This is a genomic window from Clostridium sp. KNHs214 (genome assembly GCF_000744935.1).
Classification (GTDB): domain Bacteria; phylum Bacillota; class Clostridia; order Clostridiales; family Clostridiaceae; genus Haloimpatiens.
Genome location: NZ_JQMW01000013.1, coordinates 545,952 through 571,145, shown reverse-complemented (window position 1 = coordinate 571,145; position 25,194 = coordinate 545,952). Strand labels below are relative to the sequence as shown.

Here is a 25,194-nt window from a genome sequence, read left to right as displayed (position 1 = left end):
AAATAGTTTTTTTAGGGTAGTGGTAATAATTAAGGAGGTGTTTTTATTAATTTGAACTCTCTAGATAATTCAATAAGTAAAGAACTTAAAAAGTGGAGAAAGAGGATTTTTTTTAAGAAAGCAATAGATAATTTAATTAATTTCTCATTTTATGCTATTACTGCTGCAATAGGCTTGGTTGTATTGTCTAAATTTATACCAATTTACGCACCTTATATTAAAAGTTTGTGGTTAATATTAAGTGTCAGCGTTATATCTGTGATTTATTCTTTTATAAAATATCCCAAGGAGCAGGAAGCAGCCATGGTAGCAGATACCTTTGGGCTTAAAGAGAGGGTTATAACTGCTTTAGAACTTAGAGAAAAAAAGTCTGAAAGTAGTGAATTAGAGAAAAAATTTCAGGACATTTATGAAATTCAGAAGAGGGATGCTTTAAATTTGCTATGTAAGACAAATCATAAAAAGATAAAACTTAAAGGAAATAAGAAATATATAAAGAGACTTTCTATTATATCATTACTTATGATGAGCACGCTTATACTGCCAGAGCCCCTAAAGGATAAGGCGCAAAATATACATGAAATTAAGGTAGCTAAGAATGCTCAGGTGAAAAAAATAGAAAAGATTAAAAAAGATGTGAATAAAAATTCTGATCTCAAGGAGTGGGAGAAGAAAACTTTAAAACACAATCTTACAAAGCTTCAAGAAGAAATAAAAAAGTCTGAAGGTAAAAAGGAAATAAATAAATCTTTGCAAAAGACTTCAAAGAAACTGGAACTTTTAAGAGAAGAATATGAAAAAAATGATTTGCAAAAAATTGCAGAGGAGTTTATGAAAAATAATATCACTAAGGAACTAGGGCAAGCTTTAAAAAACAAGGATGCCCATGGGATTAAAAAGTTTATTGAGGAAAATACAGAAAAGCTTAAAAAAATTTCTCCAGAGGACAGAAAAAAGTTGGCAGAGTCCTATAAGAAACTAGCTAATGATTTAAAAGATAATCCTAAACTTGCCTCTGCAGTTAAAAAACTAGGAGAATCAATAGCTAAAGGAGATTTTGGAGATTTAACTAGTGAAATGCAGGAGCTAAATGATGTTTTAGGTGATCTGATGGAGGATACAGATTTTCAAAAGGCTGTAAGAGCAGTTGAGAACTCACTGGCATCTAATGCAGTGGCTTTGGGACAAAATGGGGAAAATTCAAGTGGAAACTCACAGGAACAATCTCCTAAAGGAAGCTCCGGCAATGCTGAAAGTGGTAATAGCAATGTTGGAAGTGGTGATGGCGCAAGCAGTGGAGAAAGCTCCAACGTAAATGGTTCTGGTAATGGTGCAGGTAATGGCAGTAGCCAAGGAAAGGAAGAAGAAAGTAATAAAGGTAATGGTCAAGAAGGTACGGGGATAAATAAAAAAGAAAATGGAGCTGAAAATAATGTTAAGGATTATCAAAGAATATTTACAACGAGAACTTTAGGGGGACAAGGAGAGACTTCTAATATAGAAGGAAAGAGAGGAGAAAGAGGAAAGGTAGAAGAAATAAGGACTTCAAATGGCGTTACTCTAAGAGGGCAATCTGTTCCTTACAATGAAGTGGTAGGAGAATATAAAAGCAGAGCTATGGACAATATAAATTCTTATAGCATACCAGATGGAATGAAGGAAATTATCAAAATCTACTTCTCCTCCTTGGAATAACAAACACACTACTAAACTGTGAAAGTTATTAATTTGATTAAACCACAATAAGGTACAATGCAGTGGAATTATGAAATTTCATAATTCAAGCAATGTAATACTTTTGTGGGATAATCATTAATTTAACTTTCACAGTTATGAAATAAAAAAATGAAATTTAGGTGCAAGAATTAGTTACCAACTAAGGGGGAGAAATTGTGGATATAAGTGAAGTTAAGTTAAAGGAAATTGTGGATAAAATAAATAAAGTAAAAGAAGAAATTTCTAAAGGCATAATAGGACAAAATTCCGTTATAGATCAGGTTATAATAGGAATATTAGCTGGGGGAAATATACTTTTAGAAGGGTTACCAGGCCTTGGTAAAACACAATTGGTAAAGACCATATCAAAGGTTATGAATCTTTCTTTTTCAAGAATTCAGTTTACTCCAGATCTTATGCCTAGTGATGTTACAGGAACAGATATTATTATTAAAGACCAAGAAGGCAGTAAGTTTCAATATAAGAAGGGACCTATATTTGCAAATTTAGTTTTGGCAGATGAAATCAATAGGGCTACACCAAAAACTCAGTCAGCATTATTAGAGGCTATGCAAGAGGGTACAGTGACTGTAGGAAGAAACAGTTATGAGTTGCCACAGCCCTTTATGGTTTTAGCTACACAAAACCCAATTGAGATGGAAGGCACGTACCCTTTACCAGAAGCTCAGTTAGATAGATTCCTGTTTAAAACAAATGTAGAGTTTCCAAATTTACAAGAGCTTAGCAGTATAGTTGATATAACTGTTACTAATGAAAAAATACACCTAGAACATGTAATTGATGGTGAGAAGATATTGGAAATAAGAAAGGTTGCAAGAGAAATACCTATAGCGTCGTCAGTTAAGGAATTTGCTTTAAAAATTATTCTTTACACCCATCCAGAAAGAGAAAATTCTCCTGAGGCAACAAGGAAATACATTAGGTACGGTTCAAGTCCTAGAGGAGCCCAAAGTTTAATCTCAACCGCAAAGGTGAGAGCACTAATGCAGGGAAGGTATAATGTAGCTTTTGAGGATATAGAATATGCAAGTTATCCAGCCTTAAGGCATAGAATTCTATTGAATTTTGAGGCTTTATCTGAAGGTGTAACCAGTGAACAAATTATAAAGGAAATTTTACAATATTGCCATAGGGAGATTTAAAAATTGCCATGACAAGGGGCATGCCTTGTAAAAAATATATAGAAAGCAGAGTTTTGTATGTATAGTGATGTATTTAACAGTGATTTTTTAAGAAAACTACAAAATATATCTTTAAAGATAAAAATGTCGGCCCACTCTGGAAACACAGGTATTAGGAAATCTAGAGATGAAGGAGGTTCACAGGAATTCTCGGATTTTAGAGAATATTCGCCTGGGGATGATTTAAGAAAAATCAATTGGAATGCTTATGGTAGATCTGATAGGTTGCTTTTGAAACTTTTTATGGAAGAAAGAGAATCTACAGTGAATATATTTTTAGATACAAGTAAATCTATGGATTTTGGAGAAGAAAAGAAGAGTATAAGGGGACTTCAACTAGCTGCAGCTTTGACTTTTATAAGTTTAAAGGATTCTGACAGAGTATGCATAAATACCTTGGGGGAAAATGGGCTCTATAGCTCTAAGGAATTAAATAGTAAAAATGGCTTTAAGTATTATACAGATTTTCTTCAAGGCATAGAGTTTAAGGGGAAAACAAATATAAATGGATGCATAAAAAAGAAAGATAAACTTTTAGGGGGACTTTCTATAATTATATCGGATTTTTTCACAGCGGACAATTTGGAAGAAAGCCTCAAATATCTAAAATATAAAAAGCAAGATTTTATGCTTATACACATACTATCTCCAGAGGAATTAAATCCTAAATTGAGAGGACATTTAAGGCTTAAAGACAGTGAAACAGAAATATATAGAGATATTACTGTAACTGATAATATTATAAAAAAATACGATAATGCTCTAAAAGAATTTACTATGAATTTAAATAATATTTCTCGAAAATTAGGTGGTAGGTATATAGTTGTTTCCAGTGATGAATCTTTAGAAGAAATTATATTTAAAAAACTTTGGAATTACATAACAGGTAAATTTTAACTAAGAAGCCCCACTTCAGCGTAAGCAAGTGTAAGAACAATTAAAAATTAAAAGTTAAGAAAACTAAATTAGAGGGCTAGAGTGTCAGAATTTAGTATGTAAACTTTTATATTTGTATGAAAGTAGAGAATAGAAATTGAAGTATGTGGACTGAATAGGAGTACAGGTACAAGTTTCTAGTAAGGAAGGATGTGGTGATATGTCCTTTGCATACCCATGGTTTTTCCTATTTTTATCAGTGATACCTATAGTGGTAATCATGTACATGTTAAAGGAAAAGCTCAAGGAAAAACAAGTCTCAAGTACATTTCTTTGGGAAAATGCACTGAAGGATGTGGAAGTAAATAAGCCTTGGCAAAAGCTAAAAAATAATTTTCTTTTGATTATTCAGCTTTTTATTATAACCTTGTTGGTATTGGCAGCAGCTAATCCTATTGTAAAGCTAAAGGGAAAAGCCTTTCAAAACTCAATAATAATAGTAGACAACAGTGGCAGTATGAATGCTTTATACAAGGAAAAAACTAGATTAGAGCAAGGAAAAGAGGAGGCTATAAAACTTATAAAGAAAATGCCCAGCAATGCTAAAATTACTGTAATATCCTCAGCTAAATATGCAAAAGTTCAAGTTAGTTCAGGGAGTAAAAGTGAAGCTATAGATAAAATAAAGAATATACCAGCTACAGATTCTTATGGGAATATGGATGATGCTATAGCTATGACAAAATCTATGGGAAAGGCACTCAAAAATTATATAGCTTATTTTTATACGGATAATCAGGTTGAATTAAAGGATATAAATGGACAAAGTATAAGTCTCAACTCTCAAGTTGATAATGTGAGTTTGGATTATATATGGCAAAAATCCCAAGGGAATTACTTAAAAGTTTTGATAAGAATAAATAATAGGACTGATTCTAAGTTAAGTAGAGAGGTATCTATTTATAGTGGTGAAAAGATACAGGGGGTAAAAACTGTTCAGTTAGAACCTAAAGAAATTAAGACCATATATTTTGAAAATGTAAATAAATTATCAGATTATATATATGCGGAAATAAGTGAAAAGGATGGTTTAGATAGGGATAATGTAATATATGATGTGGTAAAAGAAGAAAAAAAGCGTAAGGTTTTGCTTTTTTCAAAAGGGGATTTATTTATAGAAAAAGCATTGTCTACAGTAAAAGGAATACAAGTTTATAAAACTAGTGATTTAAATGCTTTAGATGAAAATTATGATGCTTATATATTTGCAGGAGAAACGCCAAAGAGATTGCCTAAGAAGGGAAATATTATATTTATAAATCCCACAAATAATGAATTCTTTTCTGTAGGAAAAGAAATAAAAGGGGGAGAAGTCAAAGTACAAAAAAGTCCATTAACTAATTACATGGAGAATTCCAGCTTTGTGATTTCTAAAATAAAGGATATAAATGTGCCTAGTTGGGGAGAAAATATATTTAAAATTGGGGATAAAATAGCGGCTTTTTATGGGGAGGTAAAGGGTAGAAAATTACTTGTATTGGGATTTGCAATGGAAAACAGTGATTTCCCATTGAATGTGGAGTTCCCTATATTTATAAATAATTTAATGAAATATCTTTTTAAGGGGGATATCAATTTAAAAAATGGTTATATATGTGGTGATGACATAGAGATAACGCCATTACCTAATAGCAGAGAAATGTGTATAAAAACTCCTGAAGGAACTAAGGAAAACATATCTGTTAGTTACCCTTTAAGACCTTATAGTAATTCAGTAAAAAGAGGGATTTATAGAATTACTGAGAAGGGGGGAAATGGAGAAAAGAGGGAAAAAACTATAGCAGTTAATTTCCCGGTAAATAATGAGTCTCAGATAAACAAAAATGTTAAAAATACATCCAATAGTTTATTTAATAGAGAACGGACTACTGTTATAAAAAATAGTGGACTTAGCTTTCAGTGGTTATTAGTTTCACTGGTCATATTACTTTTAATATTTGAATGGATTTATTATAAAAAAAATAAATAATAACTATATGATTAAACTACAAAAAGGTACAATGCGATGGAATTATGAAATTTCTCCTCTATGACTTGCATAAGAGCTTGGAACAATAAATTTAAATAGTTCCTTCGCTTCTTATGCAAGTCATTCCAGAGAAATTTCATAATTCAGGTAATGTAATGCTTATTGTAGGTTAATCACTATATTAAATAGCTGTTGCTCATTTCATAAATATATTTAGGTACATGAAAAGAAATAACAAGTCAAAGATGCTGATATATTTTGTGTCAGACAAGGAAGCAGGTTCTGTGGCATGACTAACGGCTGGTTCTGCTGACGTAGTATGATGCAAAATAGACTAACATATACTGACTTGTTATTTATTTGAATGTGACTTAAGTCATATAATCATGTTTAAGAATTTATGAATAAATACGATAATACTACTAATCATGTTTAAGAATTTATGAATAAATACGATAATACTACAGGAAGAAGTTTTTTACAGGGGGAATGGAAATGAGCAACAGCAAAAATAAAAATAGCATAAGGTACAAAATAGTCCCTATTATGGTCTTAGCAATGATAATACCTATAATAATAATGTCAACTGTAAGTTATACTAAGGCTAAAAGGGCACTAAAAGAATCTTTTGACCAAGCTTCAAAGGCTATGGTAAAAGAAGCTAATATGAATTTGGATGAATTTTTAAACAGTATGGAGAGAATGATAAATTCAAATTATGAAAATAAGAATTTTAAGGATTTCACTGATTTAGATGAAAAACTAAAGTCTTCAGCTGATCCAAAAGTTAGAGAGGATCTTGAAAGAACTAAGGTTTATATTAAAAATACTTTAGATAACATAGCTGAAAAAGATCCAGTAATAAAGTTTGCTTACATAGGTACTAGAAATAAAACAATACTTAGTAATTCATCATCTACTGTAGATAACGATAAAAGTTATGATCCTACTAGTAAAGAATGGTATAAAAAAGCAGTAGAACATAGTGAAGATTTAATATATACAGAGCCTTATAAAGATGCTGGAACGGGCAGTCAAGTAATTACTATTGCTAGAGCATTTATAGATGCCAAAGGTACGGTAGCTGGAGTATTTGCTATAGACGTAGACTTAGATGGTTTTGTAAAGAAATATAATGGAATAAATTTAGGTGAAACAGGAAATGTGTTTATAGTAGATGAAAAAGGTAAAGTTATAAGTCATAAAGATGTAAAACGCGTAGGAAAAGATGCCTCTAAAGAAGATTTTTATAAGAAAATGGGCAAGGAAAAGATGGGAAGCTTTGAGTATAAAAAAGACGGAGTTACAAATATAGCTTCTTTTGAAACTAATGGAAAAACAGCATGGAAAGTAATATTAGGGTTCCAAGAAAAAGAAATAGGCAGCTATATAAATTCTATAAGAGGAATAAGCATAATTCTTTCAGTTTTATGTGCTGTATTTGCAGTATTGTTTGCTTTGAGATTAACTGAATATATAATAAAACCTCTTAGAATATTAGAGAATGGCATTAAAAAGGCTGCTTCAGGCGATTTAACAGAAAATATAGATACAAAAGGAAGAAAAGATGAATTTGGATCTATTGGTAATGCATTTAATAAGATGGTAGTTAGTCTTAAGAGTTTATTAGAAAACATAAAGAACTCTTCCGATACTGTAAATGAGGGAGCAAAATCCTTAAATCAAATGTCAGAACAGGTAAGTGCAGCAACAGTAGAAGTAGCTAAAACTATAGATGAAATAGCAAAAACAGCTAATGAACAAGCTAAAGATACAGAGAATGGAGTTTCTAAAGCAGAAATACTATCTAACAGCATAGGAGAGATTTCTGAAAGAATACATGTAGTTACAGATTCTTCTCAGGAGGCGTCTGAACTTAATGAAAAGGGATTAGGTGTAGTATCAGAGCTTATTGATAAAACTAGAGATACTTCAGAAGGTGGAAGAAAACTAAAAATAGCAATAAATAAAATGGATGAGGGTTCAAAAGAGATAGGAAACATAGTGAATACTATATCAGCCATAGCAGAACAAACTAATTTGTTGGCTTTAAATGCATCTATAGAGGCTGCAAGAGCAGGAGAAGCAGGTAGGGGATTTGCAGTAGTAGCAGAGGAAATAAGAAAATTAGCAGAAGGTAGTCAAGAAGCTACAGAACAAATAAAGAATTTAATAATAGACATACAAGATAAGTCTAGCAACGCAGTGAAATCTTTAAATGATACTGAAGAAAATTTAAGTGCTCAAGAACAATCTGTAGGTGAAACAGGAGAAATATTTAAACAAATATCTAATATAATATCTAAACTAAATGATGAGGTAGAAAAAGTAAGAGAATTAAATAAAGATATGATAAGTGAAAAGGAGCAAATAGTAAATTCTATTACAAATATATCAGCAAGTTCAGAGGAAACTTCTGCAGCTACAGAAGAAGTTTCAGCTAGTACAGAGGAAATACTAGCCACTATAGAAGAATTAGCATCTAACACTGAAACTTTTGATGAACTAGCAGGAAAACTTTTAGAAGAAGTTAATAAGTTTAAAATATAAATTTTCAGACTATGCTGTTGAAATAAAAATATAGATTCAATGGTATAGTCTATTATATTTTAATAATTATCTAAGGTACATTTAAATAAATAACAAGTTAGTATGCTAGTCTATTTTGCGTCAGCAGAACCAGCCTATAGTGGTCACTAGTTACGGAAGCTACTTCCTTGTCTGACACAAAATATACTAGCATCTTTAACTTGTTATTTTTTTCATGCACTAAAAATAATTTTTGTTAAAGATTGAAGAATATATACTTTGTAAAAGTATTCCAAAAAAATTTTTCTAATGTATAGATAGTAACTAAAGGGTTGACTAAAATCTTTATATGAATTATAATTCATAAAGGGGTGGTTAAAATTCCAAAAATTATAAAAAACATAGAAGAAAATATATTTAATTCAGCACTAAAGTTATTTGGAGAAAATGGTTATGAAAAAGTTGATATGAAAATGATATCTAGAGAAGTGGGGATAGCTGTAGGAACTTTATATAATTACTACACAAATAAAAAAGATTTGTATAGTAATGTTTTTATAAATAGTTGGAGAAAAACTTTTTTAAAATTAGATTGTATTTTAGAAAATCAATTGAATATAGAGAATAAAACTAAACTTTTTATATGCACCTTATATGATGATATAAGTGAAAGAAAGGGACTTGGAGTAGAACTTTCAAGAGTTATTAAAGATTTTTCTGATGAAGAAATGGTGAAAATTAATGAGGTTAGAGAAGGAATACACAATAGAATCGGATTAATATTGCAAGGATGTAGGGAGAGGGATGATATGTATATAGATAATAATATGAAAGCAAGACTTATAGATTCAATATTAGCTGCAATTACTTCTACTATACGCAATTATCCTGAACAGCGGGATGAAAATATAAAATTTATAAGCAGACTTATGAATTTTAGAGAAGTATTTGAAAAATAATGATATGCAAGTTTATAAAAGTTATAATAAAAAATAATATAAAGTGTTGCTTATTATGTAGAATTTATGGAACAATTGGTATATAATTTTATGTAGATGAAAAAATATTTAAAAATTTTTATCAAAATGAATTTTGGGGATTACTTTGTAGGAGGCGAATAAAATGACGGTTAAAGAAAGAGTTGAAGCGTTGAGAAATCTTATGAAACAAAAGGGAATGGATGCTTACATAGTTCCAAGCTTTGACGCTCATCAAAGTGAATATGTCGCAAATCACTGGAAATCGAGAGAGTGGATATCCGGCTTTACTGGTTCGGCAGGAACAGCAGTTATAACTCATGGACAAAATGGTGTATGGACAGATGGAAGATATTTCATACAAGCAGCTAGACAGTTAGAAGGCTCAGGAATAGATTTATTTAAAATGGGGCAGCCTAATGTGCCTACTTATGAACAATGGCTTTGTGATACCTTACCAGAAGGGGCAGTAGTAGGCTTTGACGGAAGAGTATTTTCTGTGGCAGTTGTTAGAATTATGGAGAAAAAATTTGCTAAAAAAAATATCAAAATAATCTCTGACTATGATTTAATAGGAGAGATTTGGAATGAGAGACCAGAGATACCAAAAGAAGCTATTATATCTCATGCTGTAGAATTTGCAGGAAAATCAAGAGTAGATAAAATTAATGAAGTAAGAAAGCACATGGAAAAGTTAGGTGCTACAACATTTTTATTAACAAGTTTAGATGATATTGCTTGGCTTTTTAACATAAGAGGAAATGATGTTAATAATAATCCAGTGGTAACTTCTTATGCTTTAGTAACAAAAGAAAAAGCTTATATTTTTATAGATAAAGCAAAGGTTTCAAAAGAAATAGAAGAAGAATTAAAAAATGATTTTGTAGAAGTTTTAGAATATGAAGAGATACAAAATTATGTTAAATCGTTTAAAGAGGAAAGAGTTCTTTTTGATGGTAATAGAGTGAACTATTGGATATTCAATTCTATACCAGCAGGATGTAGAGCTATAGAGGAAGATAATATAACATCTATGATGAAGGCTGTTAAAAGCAAAGAGGAAGTAGAAAATTTAAAGAATTGTCATGTAAGAGATGGCGTTGCTATGGTTAAATTTATGCGTTGGCTAAAAGAAAACATAGGAAGAGAAGAAATCACAGAGATATCTGCTTCAGATAAGTTAGAAGGTTTTAGAAAACAACAGAAGTATTTTATGGGCATAAGCTTTGATACTATAGCTGGACATAAAGATCACGCAGCTATGATGCATTACAAAGCTACTCCAGAAATAACATATAAATTAGATACAAAGGGATTTTTACTTGTGGATTCTGGTGGACAATATTTAGATGGAACTACAGATATAACAAGAACTTTTGTACTTGGAGAATTAACTGAAGAAGAAAAAAGAGATTACACACTAGTTTTAAAAGGAAATATAGCATTATCAAGAACTAAGTTCTTATATGGATGTACTGGAACCCATTTAGATGCTATAGCTAGACAGCCAATTTGGGAATATGGCATAGACTATAAGTGTGGAACTGGTCATGGTGTTGGATATTTCTTAAACGTACATGAAGGACCTCACAGAATAAGTCCTGCTTTCAATTCTATAAAACTAGAAGAAGGCATGATAATAACCAACGAGCCAGGAATATATATAGAAGGCAAACATGGAATTAGAACAGAAAATGAACTTTTAGTTGTTAAGGATGAAAGCACTGAATTTGGACAATTTATGAAATTTGAGTCTGTGACTTATTGTCCAATAGATTTAGATGGAGTAGTAGTAGACATGCTTTCAAAAGAAGAAATAGCTTGGTTAAATTCTTATCATAAAATGGTTTTTGAAAAATTATCACCATATTTAGATGAAGAAGAAAAACAATGGTTAGCTAATGAAACAAGAGAAGTGTAATTTAAAATTAATAGTTAATAGGTAAGAATTAAGGATTAAAAATTAGTAGCGAATAATTAAAATATAAAATAATAAAGAGAAAAAATATATTTAGTTAGTGAGAAAAAGTATAGTTGAAAAAGTAGGATTTTTATCTTTTTAAGATAATATTCTACTTTTTTATTTTTATTTTTTAAAACAAAAATAAAAAAATGAATGTTAAAAATGAATAAATTTCATTCAGCAATAATAATGAAGTGAAAAGTAAGCATCGTTTTTACAAGATCTAGTGATAGATTTTTACAAATAGTATAATTGAATACAAAAATAAATATAAAATTAACACAAAATGGTATAAAAAGTAATGTAAAAATGACTAAAAGAACAAAAAAAACTTAAAATTATAAAGAAAAGCACATTTTAAAAATGTAAAAAAATATTTGACAAGTATATATGGATATGGTATATTATTTATAATAAAGAAAATTCTATATTTTAGCAGAATACTTTTGTTTTAATACTTCTACATTTATAAAAAGGATGTTATTAAGATAAAAATATAAAAGGGGGGCTTAAAAAATGAAAAGTAAAAAATTAATTGCAGTGGTATTAGGTTCAACATTGTTGATTACCTCAGGATTAGTAGGCTGTGGAAAGAAAGGTACAGACGATAAGCAAGCTGCAGGTGCAAAATTGGACAAGGAGCAATATTTAAATTTGATTTTAGGTGCTGAACCAAAATCATTAGATGCATCAAAATCAACAGATTTATATTCATCTCAAATACTTGCAGAAATAAATGAGGGACTTACAAGAATTGAACAGGATAAGGATGGAAAAGATGTAATTAAAGCTGCTGGAGCAGAAAAATGGGAGCATAACGAAGATGGTACTGTTTGGACATTCCATTTAAGAGATTATGAGTGGAGCGATGGAAAGAAAGTTACAGCTAAAGATTTTGAATATGGAATAAAAAGAACATTAGCACCAAAGACTGGTTCACAATATGCATTCCTATTATCACCAATTAAAAATGCAGATGAATATAATTCAGGAAAAACTACAGCAGATTCAGTAGGAGTTAAGGCAAAGGATGACAAAACATTAGAGATAACTCTTAAACAGCCATGTGCATACTTTTTGGATTTAACTTATTTTAAGGTAATGTTGCCTCAAAGACAAGATATAGTAGAAAAACATAGTGATAAGTATGGATCAGAGGCAAATACTATGGTATCTTCTGGACCATTTGTGTTAAAGGAATGGGTTCACAATAGTAAGGTTGTTCTTGAAAAGAATGATAAATACTGGGATAAAGATAGTGTTAAATTATCAAAGGTTACAATGAGTATTATTAAAGATGAAAATGCAAGATATAATTCACTATATAATGGTAATATAGACTCTTTAGCAGTTACTAAACCAGAGTGGATAAAGAAATTTGATAGCACAGGTAAATTTGACGTATTGAAGAGTTATGACCCATCAACAAACTACAATTTCTTTAATACTAAAAATAAATTATTTAGCAATGCAAATGTTAGAAAGGCATTTTCTATTGCTACAACTAGAGAAGATATAGCTGACGTAATATTTAAAGGTGTAAACGAAGCTGCTTATGGATGGGCACCACCATCACTACAATTAGGTGGAAAAGACTTTAGAGAGTTAGTTGGAGAAGAACCAATAAAGAAATTAGTTGAAGAAAATAAAGATGCAAAAGCTTTATTAGCTAAGGGATTAAAAGAGCTTGGCATGTCAGAGGATCCAGCTAAATTAGATGTTACAATGTTATTTGCTGGTACAGATCAGTGGTATAGAACATATGCAGAGTATATGCAACAAATGTATAAGAAGAGTTTAGGAGTAAATTTAAAAGCTGAGTATGTTGAATGGCCAGTATTCCAAAAGAGAACTGATGAAATGCAATATCAAGTAGCTGGTATGGCTTGGACAGGCGATTACAATGACCCTAACACATTCTTCGATATGTGGATGACAGATGCAGGTATAGTTCCAACAGGATGGTCAAACAAGAAATACGACGATTTAGTTAAAACTGGTATGAAATCTTTAGATGAAAAGGAAAGATTGGCAGCATATAAAGAAGCAGAAAAAATATTACTTTATGAAGATGCAGTTATAGCTCCAACAGTTTATAGAAAGAGAAATACTTATAGATACAAATATGTTAAGAATTTAATGAGTCCTTTATTTGGTAGTGGTGTAGAACTTAAGTATACGTACACTGAGGGAAGAGATAAATAATAAGTGTTAATGGTTAAATAAATTGAAAAATTAAAATATTTTGTTAAAAAATTAATTTTACTATAGACATACATTTATATTAGTGTTACAATCTAATTGTTAGATAAATTAAATATTTGGTTGAACACGAAGTTTTAACCAAGTGGAATAGTTTCCACATCACCGAATTTAGACCACGAAGGTAGAGATATTTCTCTACCTTTTTTATTATCATTTAGAGCAAGAGGAGGTGTTGTCTGTGAAAAATAGTTCTCTCTTAAACAAAGGTTACAAGTTCAGGATTTATCCAAACATTCATCAAATAGCTAAAATTGAAAAGAATTTTGGTTGTGTTAGGTTTGTATATAATTACTTTTTATCTCAGAGAATAAGAGCCTATGACTCTGCAGGTAAAACTATTGGATATCTGGAACAACAAAATCATCTTCCCTTATTAAAAAAACAGTATCCCTGGCTAAAAGTAGCGGACAGCACTTCTTTGCAAATATCAATTAGGAATTTAGATAAGGCCTTTCAAAATTTTTTTAAAAATAAGGCCTTTGGATTTCCTAATTTTAAAAGTAAAAAAAGTATTAGAAAGTGTTACACTGTAAATTGTGTTAATTCCAATATAGTAATTAAGGATGGAAAAATAAAGTTACCTAAACTTAAATGGGTAGACGCAAAAGTTCATAGAAAAGTTGAAGGAAGAATAATAAGTGCCACAGTTATCAAAAGTTCTAGTGGTAAGTATTACGTATCCGTAATAACAGAACAGAAAAAACGTCAAATTCCTTCTACAGAAGGTAAAAATATAATAAGTCTTCAGATGAAAGATTTTATTACCATAAGCAATGATAAAAGTATTTATTATTTTAAATATATAAAAAAAATAAAAAAATTAGAAAGAAAATTGCTTAGTAAAGAAAAAGAAAGCAATAATAGAAAAAAATTAGAGAAACAAATAGGAAAGCTCTATGAAAAAATTCAAAATAAAAGAGATGATTTTTTACATAAACTTTCAAAGAATATAGTTGATGAAAATCAAATCATATATATTCAGGAATGTAATGTGAAAAAAGGCACAGATTATATAGAAAATTGTGCACATCTAAAAAGTTTTTCTTGGAGCAAGTTCTGTAAGTTTTTAGAGTATAAGAGTTGCTGGTATAATAAAAGTCTTATTTACGTGGAAAATAGTGATAGTTATTTAAATTTAGAGTACAATTATAAATCATTAAATACAAATATTCCGCTTAATTTTGGGGAAAAAATAAATGTAACTCTTATGAAAAAAATTTTGCGCCCACATTCTTTTTAAATATACGGGGATTGTATAATCCCCAGTTCTACCGTAGGACCTACGGGATTTAAAGCCTATGGAGTTTCAAGACTATGAAGTAGGAAAAGTTCTTATGTTCATTATAAGATTTAATAGTCGATATTCTAACATTTGCATAAGCATTGTGTATAAAATAAAGACTACTAAAAATCTTTATGCTCATAAAGATGCCCTTGGAGAAGTAATTTCTACCTTAGGAAGGTCACTTATAGTAAAAATTTATCCATATAAAAAATATTCTATATAGAAATAAAATAGAGTATATGAGTTTTTTAAAACATCAGCATTCAAAAAAACATTTGACATAGTTAAAGTTTTGCATTAAAATAATAAAAAAAATAAATTTAAATACACTAAAATGTATAAACTTTAATTTAGTTATATACTAAACAACAGATGAATTGCTTTAAATTGGTCCTGTGAGGCCAGAAAGGAGGAAGGATTATGTTTTTTTGTGATGCATTTTTAAAAGAGAATACCAACACAATAAATTTAAAATTCATAATTAGTAAATTTCATGAAAAATCAAATAAGGATATGAATAGTAGTAGGATAGTAGGAAAATTTTAATATTTTCTTTACTATCCTTTTTGTTATTTTTTATACCAACTTAAGAAAAACTTACGTATTGGAGGAATGAAATTGAAAGCTAATTTGATTTTAGAAAATGGTGTGGTATTTTCAGGGGAAGCCTTTGGATATTTAGAAGATGCTGTAGGGGAAGTGGTTTTTAACACTGGAATAACAGGATATCAGGAGGTACTTACAGACCCTTCTTATTGGGGGCAGATAGTGACTATGACTTATCCTTTGATCGGAAATTATGGAGTAAATTTAGAGGATTTAGAATCTAAAAGTCCAAAGGTAAAAGGGTTTATAGTTAAAGAATATTGTAAAAATCCTAGTAATTTTAGAGCTGAAATGAATTTAGACAGTTACTTAAAACAGAATAAAGTAATAGGCCTTGAAAATGTAGATACGAGAGCTTTAACGAGAGTTTTAAGAAATAGTGGCACTATGAGAGGTGTAATATCCTTAGGGGAAATTAATAAGGAGGCAGTACAAGAGAAAATTAAAAGTTTTTCAAATGTCAATGCAGTTAGAGAAGTGACTACTAAGGGAAAATACACTATAGATGGAAGTGGTAAGCATATAGCTCTTATGGATTTTGGAGTAAAAGAAAATATAATAAGATGCTTTAAAGAAAGAAATTGTAAAATAACAGTACTTCCAGCTTATACAAAGCCACAAGAAGTGCTTAATTTAAACCCAGATTTAATATTCTTGTCCAATGGGCCTGGAGATCCAGAGGATTTGACAGAGATTATAGAAAATATAAAGGATTTAGTCGGCAAAAAACCTATAGGAGGAATATGCCTTGGTCATCAGCTTTTAGCATTAGCCCTAGGAGGAAGCACAGAAAAGCTGAAGTTTGGACATAGGGGGTGCAATCATCCAGTAAAAGATTTAGAGAGAAATAGAGTTTATATAACTTCTCAAAATCATGGCTATGTGGTGAAAGCAATGCCAGAGAATATGGTGGTTACCCATGTAAGCTTAAATGATGGATCTTTAGAAGGCATGAGAAACACAGAACAACGTATATTCAGTGTACAGTATCATCCAGAAGCAAGTCCTGGACCTATGGAAAATCAGTATTTATTTGATGAATTTTTAAAGTTATAGCTTAAGAAACTATAAATCAAAACTTTATATCTAAAAGTTAATGGTTAATTCAACTTTCGCCGTAATAGGTAGAAATTTAAAATTAATATTCTATATTTTTAATTAAAAGCAGTATACACAAATATGACGATTTTCAATAGGGAGGAATTAAATATGGGTTTAAATAAATATATAAAAAAAGTATTGGTAATAGGTTCAGGTCCAATAGTTATAGGACAAGCAGCAGAATTTGACTATTCAGGAACACAGGCTTGTGAGGCATTGAGAGAAGAAGAAGTAGAAGTGGTTTTGGTAAATAGTAACCCAGCTACCATAATGACAGATAGCCAAGTGGCAGACAAAGTTTATATAGAACCACTTACTGTGGAATTTTTAAAAAAAATTATAGAAAAAGAAAGACCAGATAGCTTATTAGCAGGTATGGGAGGACAAACAGCGTTAAATATGGCTGTAGCTCTTCATGAAGAAGGTATACTAGATAAGTATGGTGTTAAAGTAATAGGTACGTCTGTAAAAGCTATAAAAAGAGGGGAAGATAGGGAAAGCTTCAGAAGCATAATGCAAGAGATAAATGAGCCGGTTATAGAAAGCATCATAGTTAATGAAATGGATGAAGGGATAGAGTTTGCAGCTAAAATAGGATATCCACTAATAGTAAGACCGGCTTATACCTTGGGGGGAACTGGTGGGGGCATTGCGGAAGCTGAAGAAGAGTTAAGGGAAATGCTTAAAATGGGATTGGAATTAAGTCCTGTACACCAAGTGCTATTAGAAAAAAGCGTAAAGGGATGGAAAGAAGTAGAGTACGAGGTAATGAGGGATTCCTTTGGAAACTCTATATGCGTATGCAATATGGAGAATATAGATGCGGTAGGAGTACATACAGGAGACAGCATAGTAGTAGCACCAAGTCAAACACTTTCAGATAAGGAATATCAACTGCTTAGAACATCAGCTTTGAAAATATTAGATGCAGTAGGTATAGAAGGAGGATGTAATGTACAGTTTGCATTAAATCCTAAGAGCTTTCAATATGCAGTTATAGAGATAAATCCTAGAGTAAGTAGGTCTTCAGCGCTAGCTTCAAAAGCCACAGGATATCCTATAGCAAAAGTAGCTGCGAAAATAGCTTTAGGTTATGGACTTCATGAAATAAAAAATGCAGTTACAAAAAAGACCTATGCTTGCTTTGAACCTTCGCTGGATTATGTAGTTGTTAAAATACCAAAATGGCCTTTTGATAAGTTTAAAGATGCAGATAGAATATTGGGCACAAAGATGATGGCTACAGGAGAAATAATGGCTGTAGGTAGAAATTTTCAAGAGGCTTTCCTAAAGGGTATTCGTTCACTAGAAATAGGAGCATATTCACTGGCATACCAAGGAGTTGCTTCAATGAGCTTGAAGGAATTAAGAGAGAGCGTAAAGAATCCAGATGATGAGAGAATTTTTAAGCTTTCAGAAATGTTAAGAAGAGGATACAGTGTGGAAAAGGTCTGTGAAATAACAGGCATAGATAGATATTTTGTGGATAAAATAAAGGATATTGTGGAGGAAGAAGAAAAACTAAAAAATAGCACCATAGATGATTTAAATAAAGAATGGATGTATAGCTTAAAGAAAAAAGGATTTTCCGATAAGGGTATAGGAGATTTATTAAAGGCAAGTCCTAATACTATATTAGAGCTTAGAACTATATGGGGAATAAATCCAGTGTATAAGATGGTGGATACTTGCGCAGCAGAATTTGAAGCATTAACACCATATTATTACTCCACATATGAAATGGAAGATGAGGTAAAGGTAAGTAATAAAAGAAAAGTAGTAGTCATAGGCTCAGGACCTATAAGAATAGGGCAGGGCATAGAATTTGATTATGCATCAGTACACTGCATAAAAGCCTTAAAAAAATTAGGAATAGAGACCATAATAATTAATAATAATCCGGAAACTGTAAGCACAGACTTTGATATATCAGATAAATTGTATTTTGAACCTCTTACAGAGGAAGATGTTTTTAATATAATAGAAAAAGAAAAGCCAGAAGGAGTAGTGTTGCAGTTTGGAGGACAAACAGCTATTAAGCTAGCAGGGTTCCTAAAAGAAAAAAATATTAGGATATTAGGAACTAGTACAGAAAATATAGATTTAGCAGAGGATAGAGAAAAGTTTGATGAGGTATTAGAAAAACTAAACATAAAAAGACCTAAAGGAAAAGCTATATGGAATGTAGATGAGGGAATAGAACATGCAGAAGAAATAGGATATCCAGTGCTAGTAAGACCATCCTATGTGCTTGGAGGACAAGGCATGGAAATAACTCATAATAAAGAGGAGCTAGTACATTATTTAGAAAAGGCCTTTGAGCAGGATAAAAAGAATCCAGTATTAATAGATAGATACCTTATGGGAACAGAGATAGAAGTGGATGCTATATGTGATGGAAAGGATATATTAATACCTGGAATAATGGAGCATTTAGAAAGGGCTGGTGTGCACTCAGGGGATAGCATAACCATGTACCCAGGAAACAGTATAAAAGAAGGAGTAAAGGATAAAATTTTAGATTATACACGTAAGCTTGCCCTAGAAATGAATGTATTGGGTATGATAAATATTCAGTTCATAGAATTTAAAGGAGAGGTTTATGTAATAGAAGTAAATCCTAGAGCAAGTCGTACAGTGCCTTACATAAGCAAAATAAGCAAAATTCCAGTAGTGGAATTAGCTACAAGAGTAATAATGGGTGAAAAGCTAAAGAATTTAGAATATGGCACAGGAATATACAAGGAACCGGATTTAGTAGCAGTAAAAGTACCTGTGTTTTCCACTGAAAAGCTTCATAATGTTGAAGTGAGTTTAGGACCAGAAATGAAGTCCACAGGAGAAGTACTAGGTGTGGGTAAAAACTTTAAGGAAGCTCTATACAAAGGATTTATAGCAGCTAATAGAAATATAATCAAGGATAAAGGTGTAGTACTAGCTACCATAAAAGAGCAGGATAAAGAGGAGTTTCTACACATAGCTAAAAAACTACATAAACTAGGATTTACCTTCATATGTACTGAAGGAACTGCAAACCTTCTCCAAACTAACGGAATAAGTGTAGAGAAGGTAAATAAGATAAGCAGTGGAACTCCAAATATATTAGACTGTATAAGTAGCAAAAAAATAGACTTTGTAGTAAATACTCCAACTAAAGGGAATAACTCAGAGAGAGATGGATTTAGAATAAGAAGAAAAGCTGTAGAAAATTCCATAAAAATATTCACTTCCCTAGATACTTTAGATGCAGCAGTGGAATCTATGGAGAAATTTTCAGAGACAGAAATTGTAGAAGTGTATAATTTAGTTTAAAACAATAAAACAAGAGTTAAGTATAATATTCTTCAATTCGTAATATACAATTTATATACTAAATCTACATAGGTTTTTGGATAAATATTGATTGTAATAACACTCTAAAACCATATTATTTCGTTAAAAAATTTTGGGATGAGTTTCAAATTACGAATTGAAGTATAATATTGAGAGTTATTGAGAAAGAGAAGTAGAATTAAAAAATACAACCCTTATTTCAAAATATAAAGAATAATAATAAGAGATAATATTAAGGCTACTGAGAAACTTAAAAATTTCATAATTCCACCACATTGTACCTTTTGTGATTTAATCATAGAATATGTTATTATAAAATTAGCGAGAATTCATTTAAAATATAACCTAAGGTACATTCAAATAAATAACAAGGCAGTATGCTAATCTATTTTGCGTCATACTGCGTCACCAGAACCCAACGATAGTCCTACCAAAGTCGGAACTGTTTCCTTGTCTGACACAAAATATACCAGCATCTTTGACTTGTTATTTCTTTTCATGTACCTAATAAAAATCATGGCATTGGAGGAAATAAAATGAAGAAGGTTTTATCTATAGTAGGCAGTCCAAGAAAGGGTAAAAATACAGATTTTCTTTTGAATAAGGTTCTAAAAGGCATGGATAAAGAAGAAGTTCATATAGAAAAGATTTATTTGAGAGATTTAGACATTGCACCATGCACTTCATGCTATTATTGTTCAAGTACTGGAAAGTGCTGTATTAATGATGATATGCAAAAACTTTATAAGGCCTTTGATGAAAGTGATTGCACCATAATAGCTTCACCGCTTTATTTCAACACTGTTAGCAGTCTTACTAAAATAATGATAGACAGATGCCAGATGTTTTGGTCCAGTAAATATCAATTAAATAATCCTTCTATAGATAGAGATAAAAAAAGAATAGGAGTATTTCTATGTGTAGGTGGTGCAAAGGAGCACCAGGGACAATTTGATGCTTCCATACCAGTTGCAGATTTATTCTTAAAAGCTGTAAATGCAAAATGTAAATATAGTTTGTTCTGTGCCAATACAGATGAAGTACCTGTGTGGGAAAGACAGGATATATTAGATAAAGCATTTATTATGGGAAAGAATATATTGAAAGAGTTATAAAAGCATAATTATAAAAGATTATTGAAAATCTGCTTTAAGATAGATAAAACTTAAAGCAGATTTTATTTGTGTGTGGAAAACTTACCTTATTTTCAACTAATAATACATGCATATAATTGAAAAAAAACATATGACATTTTTAGTAAGTGTGGTAAAATAGATATGAATAATGATTATTAATAAATATATTAATAAATATAATAATAAGTAGTTATTAATACAAGTTACTAATCATTTCAAGTCATTGATAATTATTGAATATTATCATTGATTTGGTAGATTACAAGAAATATGAAAGGAAAGATAATTAATTATGTATAAAATGGAGGTAAATAATGAATAAGGAAGCTAAGAATATAGACATATTTTTTTTGATGTTGTTTTTAATAGTATTTCTAACTACTAGCTTTTTATATTTTAATTTTGCTAAAAGCACTTTACTGGACTTTATTATGCTAACGTTGATTTTTTTAGTAGTTATTATAGCTTATTTTAAAGGTGTTGTAGGAGGACTTTTATCCAGCATAGTGATTATATTTTTTTATGCTAGTTACATACTTTACAGCAGTATTATTTTAGGAAAAACTGTAGAAATTTTAACTTATTTTTGGATGATATCTATACCTTTAAGTGGATTTATAGCTGGAAAGTTATCGGTTAATATAAATGAGATGCAAAGTATTAATAATAAATTAAGAATGCAATATAAAGAACTTATAACTATAGATAAAAATACTGGATTAAGCAATTTAAAAGCTTTTTATATGGATTTAGATAGGGCTATAAGCAGAGTTAAAAGACATGATACTACTCTATCTTTAATGATTATAAAGGTTAATTATTTTCAACAGCTAAACAGTCTTCTAGGTGAAAGTAAAATGACGGTGCTTATGAAGGAAATAAGTAAGTGTGTAATGGATTCAACTAGAAATGAAGACATAAGATATAAATTATCTAAAGATACTTTAGCCATTTTAATGGAGGACACGGACATAAGAGGAGCAGAGGTTGTAAAAGAAAGAATTAAGGAAAAAGCAAGAGAATTAAATTTACAAGAAAAAGAAAAGAGCAGAAGTATAAATATAGAAGTTAAAATAGGAGCACATCAATATAATAAATCTATAGAAAACTCCTTTCAATTTAAAGAATTAACTGAAAGGGAATTGGAATATGATGTGGATTAGAAAAAATAAGAAAAGTCAAAAGGACACAAGAGTATTATTATTTGTTCTTGTGTTTCTAGAAGTGTTTAATTCCATAAGCTTTAAGGTTAGTGGCATTGAAAAAAGAAAAAAGGCCTTAGTAATATATGATAGATATAATTATTTTAGCTATAGTGATAATGTGGTCAATAGTATTAAAGAACTTTTTGGTGCTTATGATTTAGACGGGGAAGATATAAATGTAGAAAAATATAAATCAGGTTATTTGAATAAATATGATTATGTTTTTGTATTGGGAATTGATGGAGAATTAAATAATAAAGAACTTATAAAAGATTTAAAAGAATATAAAGGAAAAGTATGCTGGATTGGCAAGGGAATAGAGTATTTTGTTCAAAATAATTCAAAATATAATTTAGAATATGCAGGCAGAAAGATGGATATTACAGAGATATATTACGGTAATAGTCAAGAAAAAACCAAGTCTGTAAAAAGTATGGGAAAATTTATAATAGAATCCAAGGAACTATTTACTATACTTAAACCTTTAAATAAGCAGGTAGAGGTGTTAGCTTACATAAGTGATGGAAGGGAATTTTATCCCTATGCATTAAACAGTAGAAATTTATGGTATGTATCTAGAGTAGATGATAATTCAGTACTTTTTTACGTATTTTCAGATTTATTAAATCATATGTTTTCTTTTAAAAGAGATAATAAGGGCAACGTATATGTAAGAATAGAAGATGTACATCCCTTTAGGAACCAAAAAAAGCTTAGAGCCATAGCGGATTATCTTAGTGAAGAAGGAGTACCCTTCATGATAGCCTTAATACCAACTTATGTAGATACTAAAACAGGATATATAAATACTATTTCACATAAGAAGGATTTTGCCGAGACCATAAGGTATATGCAAGAAAGAGGAGGAAGTGTAATACTTCACGGATATACTCATCAAAACTCTAAGGAAGAAGCTTCTGGAGAGGGATTTGAATTTTGGGATGGTCAAAAAGATGAACCATTAAAAGATGATATGGAAAGATATGTATATAATAAAGTTGGAAATGGACTAAAGGAATGTGTGAAAAATGGCATATATCCTTTAGGTTTTGAAGCACCTCACTATGCCATGAATAATAAGGGATATAAGGAAATTAAAAAGTATTTTTCTACTTATGTGGGACAATATCAAAGTAGTAATGAAAAGTTTACTACTACACCTTTTCCATATAAGATTTATAATACAGATGCATTTAATAAATTGATTCCAGAGAATTTAGGATATGTGGAGACGGAAAATCCTCTATCTATCCCTAATATAAAGGAGAATTTTAAACAAGTTTCATTATCAAAGGGTTACACTGCAGGAGTCTTCTTTCATTGTTATTTAGATATTAAATATCTTAAAGAAATAGTCCAATTTTTTAAAAGTGAAAATGTAGATTTTTTGGATTTGAAAAGAGAAGATAATTGGGTTAAATGGGAAGACATAAGCATAAAGTCTACAGGTGGAAGAATTGATATAAATTATCCTAAGGAAAAGTATAAAGACACTAAACAAGAAAAGCCTAAAAAAGTGGGGTATATAGCAAATATAAATTTAGTTTTAACAATTATAGTATCTATATTTTGCATTGTATTCTTAGTTGTTTTTATAGTATTAAAAAAAATTGATAGAAAGAAATTTTTAAGGTGATAAATATGAAGGATTTAACTTTTGTAGATTATTTATTTATATATTCTTTAGTTTCTATATGGATGTTACTTCTTATGAATATTGTGCTATCTCTATCAGGATATAGATATTACAGAAAAAACATAAATAAAGAGCTAGGGGATTTAAAGGATTATCCAATAGTTTCAATACTGGTGCCTGCGCATAATGAAGAAAAGGTTATAGGGAGAACTGTGAAATCTTTGTTGCTTTTAAATTACCCCAAGGATAAAATGGAGCTTATTGTAATAAATGATAATTCCTCTGATAATACAAGAAAATTGATCCAAGAAATAAAAGAAGATTATGGTGAATATAATTTTACAGTTATAAATATAAATGACAAAATTGGTGGTAAAGGTAAGTCTAATGCACTTAATATAGGATTTGCAACATCTAAAGGAGAATATATAGCCGTATATGATGCAGATAATACTCCAGAGAGAAATGCACTTAGATATTTAGTGAATACTATACATAAGGATGAAAGTCTTGGAGCAGTTATAGGTAAATTTAGAACTAGAAATAAAGGCAGAAATTTATTGACGAAATTTATAAATATAGAAACCTTAAGTTTTCAGTGGATGGCTCAAGCGGGGAGATGGCAGCTTTTAAATCTTTGCACTATACCGGGCACTAATTTTATAGTTAGAAGAAGTATAATTGAGGAGCTTTCAGGTTGGGATATAAAGGCAATAGCAGAAGATACAGAGATAAGCTTTAGAATATATAAAATGGGGTACAAAATAAAATTTATGCCCAAGGCAGTAACTTGGGAGCAGGAGCCAGAAAATTTAAAAGTATGGTTTAAACAACGTACTAGATGGGCTAAGGGCAATATTTATGTTTTACTTAAGTACATAAGAGGAATATTTAATAACAATGTAAAAAGCGTTATATTTGATATGTTCTACTTTTTTACAGTGTATTTTTTATTCCTTTCATCTGTAATAATATCTGATAGTATTTTCTTATTAAGCTTATTCACAAAAATAGAAATACACGTTACAGGAAATTTTCTTGTGCTGTGGATTCTTGCATATATTCTTTTCATATTAGAAGTATTTTTAACTTTAAGTATGGAAAAGGGCGAAAGTAATTTAAAAAATTTGATTTTAGTTCCGCTAATGTATTTTACTTATTGTCAGCTTTGGATGGTAGTGGCTATAAAAGGTATAATTCAGTATTTTAAAGATCTTATATTTAAAAGAGAAGTAAAGTGGTATAAAACCGAAAGATTTTAGCAGGAATTAATAAAAATTCCACAAGGTACATGGAAAAAAAACAATGGAAGGAACAATAAATTATAATAAATTT

General features: G+C 30.2%; 17 protein-coding genes. All 17 read left to right on the top strand.

The features are described from left to right. The first annotated feature begins 51 nt into the window (after positions 1-51). The 17 genes from CC89_RS18005 (at position 52) to CC89_RS17930 (ending at position 25,121) form a co-directional block, all read left to right on the top strand. On the top strand, positions 52-1,695 hold the full coding sequence (locus CC89_RS18005) for a DUF8809 domain-containing protein (protein WP_035294523.1): 1,644 nt from the start codon (positions 52-54) through the stop codon (positions 1,693-1,695). A gap of 197 nt (positions 1,696-1,892) precedes the next feature. Continuing rightward, entirely contained in the window at positions 1,893-2,879 is a 987-nt protein-coding gene (locus tag CC89_RS18000; RefSeq protein WP_035294518.1) for an AAA family ATPase, read from the top strand. A gap of 57 nt (positions 2,880-2,936) precedes the next feature. Beyond that, positions 2,937-3,815 (top strand): DUF58 domain-containing protein, encoded by an 879-nt coding sequence (locus tag CC89_RS17995; protein WP_035294516.1) that lies wholly within the window; start codon positions 2,937-2,939, stop codon positions 3,813-3,815. A gap of 199 nt (positions 3,816-4,014) precedes the next feature. After that, positions 4,015-5,823, top strand: coding sequence for a vWA domain-containing protein (locus CC89_RS17990; RefSeq protein ID WP_035294515.1), 1,809 nt, complete (start codon positions 4,015-4,017; stop codon positions 5,821-5,823). A gap of 495 nt (positions 5,824-6,318) precedes the next feature. Next, positions 6,319-8,373, top strand: a complete 2,055-nt coding sequence (locus CC89_RS17985) for a methyl-accepting chemotaxis protein (protein WP_035294513.1) — start codon at positions 6,319-6,321, stop codon at positions 8,371-8,373. A 350-nt stretch (positions 8,374-8,723) separates the two neighbouring features. Then, complete coding sequence (locus CC89_RS17980) at positions 8,724-9,311, top strand: TetR/AcrR family transcriptional regulator (RefSeq protein WP_035294510.1); 588 nt, start codon at positions 8,724-8,726, stop codon at positions 9,309-9,311. Positions 9,312-9,474: 163 nt separating this feature from the next. Then, complete coding sequence (locus CC89_RS17975; protein ID WP_035294508.1) at positions 9,475-11,250, top strand: aminopeptidase P family protein; 1,776 nt, start codon at positions 9,475-9,477, stop codon at positions 11,248-11,250. Positions 11,251-11,808: 558 nt separating this feature from the next. Then, positions 11,809-13,497 (top strand): peptide ABC transporter substrate-binding protein, encoded by a 1,689-nt coding sequence (locus tag CC89_RS17970; protein ID WP_035294507.1) that lies wholly within the window; start codon positions 11,809-11,811, stop codon positions 13,495-13,497. A 238-nt stretch (positions 13,498-13,735) separates the two neighbouring features. After that, positions 13,736-14,797: an RNA-guided endonuclease TnpB family protein gene (locus tag CC89_RS17965; protein WP_051931974.1), complete on the top strand. Its 1,062-nt coding sequence runs from the start codon at positions 13,736-13,738 to the stop codon at positions 14,795-14,797. A 58-nt stretch (positions 14,798-14,855) separates the two neighbouring features. Next, the gene (locus CC89_RS17960) at positions 14,856-15,065 is read left to right on the top strand and encodes a hypothetical protein (protein ID WP_035294506.1); all 210 of its coding nucleotides are present in this window, start codon (positions 14,856-14,858) and stop codon (positions 15,063-15,065) included. A 197-nt stretch (positions 15,066-15,262) separates the two neighbouring features. Continuing rightward, positions 15,263-15,388, top strand: a complete 126-nt coding sequence (locus tag CC89_RS21290; protein ID WP_286161393.1) for a hypothetical protein — start codon at positions 15,263-15,265, stop codon at positions 15,386-15,388. A gap of 72 nt (positions 15,389-15,460) precedes the next feature. Then, positions 15,461-16,504, top strand: a complete 1,044-nt coding sequence (carA, locus tag CC89_RS17955) for a glutamine-hydrolyzing carbamoyl-phosphate synthase small subunit (RefSeq protein WP_035294505.1) — start codon at positions 15,461-15,463, stop codon at positions 16,502-16,504. A 153-nt stretch (positions 16,505-16,657) separates the two neighbouring features. Then, positions 16,658-19,861 carry a carbamoyl-phosphate synthase large subunit gene (gene carB / locus CC89_RS17950; protein WP_035294504.1) on the top strand — a complete coding sequence of 1,068 codons (3,204 nt, stop codon included), beginning with the start codon at positions 16,658-16,660 and terminating at the stop codon, positions 19,859-19,861. Between the two features lie 557 nt (positions 19,862-20,418). Continuing rightward, complete coding sequence (locus CC89_RS17945) at positions 20,419-20,997, top strand: flavodoxin family protein (RefSeq protein ID WP_035294503.1); 579 nt, start codon at positions 20,419-20,421, stop codon at positions 20,995-20,997. A gap of 335 nt (positions 20,998-21,332) precedes the next feature. Further along, positions 21,333-22,181 carry a GGDEF domain-containing protein gene (locus tag CC89_RS17940; protein ID WP_035294502.1) on the top strand — a complete coding sequence of 283 codons (849 nt, stop codon included), beginning with the start codon at positions 21,333-21,335 and terminating at the stop codon, positions 22,179-22,181. Beyond that, positions 22,168-23,859, top strand: a complete 1,692-nt coding sequence (locus tag CC89_RS17935) for a DUF2334 domain-containing protein (protein ID WP_286161392.1) — start codon at positions 22,168-22,170, stop codon at positions 23,857-23,859. The genes CC89_RS17940 and CC89_RS17935 overlap by 14 nt, the downstream gene beginning before the upstream one ends. A 5-nt stretch (positions 23,860-23,864) precedes the next feature. Continuing rightward, on the top strand, positions 23,865-25,121 hold the full coding sequence (locus CC89_RS17930; RefSeq protein ID WP_035294500.1) for a glycosyltransferase family 2 protein: 1,257 nt from the start codon (positions 23,865-23,867) through the stop codon (positions 25,119-25,121). The last annotated feature ends 73 nt before the right edge of the window (positions 25,122-25,194 follow it).

Bases quoted from the DNA above. Each gene is read 5' to 3' on its own strand.
- CC89_RS17995 (WP_035294516.1), top strand. From the start codon at position 2,937: ATGTATAGTGATGTATTTAACAGTGATTTTTTAAGAAAACTACAAAAT.
- CC89_RS17990 (WP_035294515.1), top strand. From the start codon at position 4,015: ATGTCCTTTGCATACCCATGGTTTTTCCTATTTTTATCAGTGATACCT.
- CC89_RS17985 (WP_035294513.1), top strand. From the start codon at position 6,319: ATGAGCAACAGCAAAAATAAAAATAGCATAAGGTACAAAATAGTCCCT.
- CC89_RS17975 (WP_035294508.1), top strand. From the start codon at position 9,475: ATGACGGTTAAAGAAAGAGTTGAAGCGTTGAGAAATCTTATGAAACAA.
- CC89_RS17970 (WP_035294507.1), top strand. From the start codon at position 11,809: ATGAAAAGTAAAAAATTAATTGCAGTGGTATTAGGTTCAACATTGTTG.
- CC89_RS17960 (WP_035294506.1), top strand. From the start codon at position 14,856: ATGGAGTTTCAAGACTATGAAGTAGGAAAAGTTCTTATGTTCATTATA.
- CC89_RS21290 (WP_286161393.1), top strand. From the start codon at position 15,263: ATGTTTTTTTGTGATGCATTTTTAAAAGAGAATACCAACACAATAAAT.
- carB (WP_035294504.1), top strand. From the start codon at position 16,658: ATGGGTTTAAATAAATATATAAAAAAAGTATTGGTAATAGGTTCAGGT.
- CC89_RS17945 (WP_035294503.1), top strand. From the start codon at position 20,419: ATGAAGAAGGTTTTATCTATAGTAGGCAGTCCAAGAAAGGGTAAAAAT.
- CC89_RS17940 (WP_035294502.1), top strand. From the start codon at position 21,333: ATGAATAAGGAAGCTAAGAATATAGACATATTTTTTTTGATGTTGTTT.
- CC89_RS17935 (WP_286161392.1), top strand. From the start codon at position 22,168: ATGATGTGGATTAGAAAAAATAAGAAAAGTCAAAAGGACACAAGAGTA.
- CC89_RS17930 (WP_035294500.1), top strand. From the start codon at position 23,865: ATGAAGGATTTAACTTTTGTAGATTATTTATTTATATATTCTTTAGTT.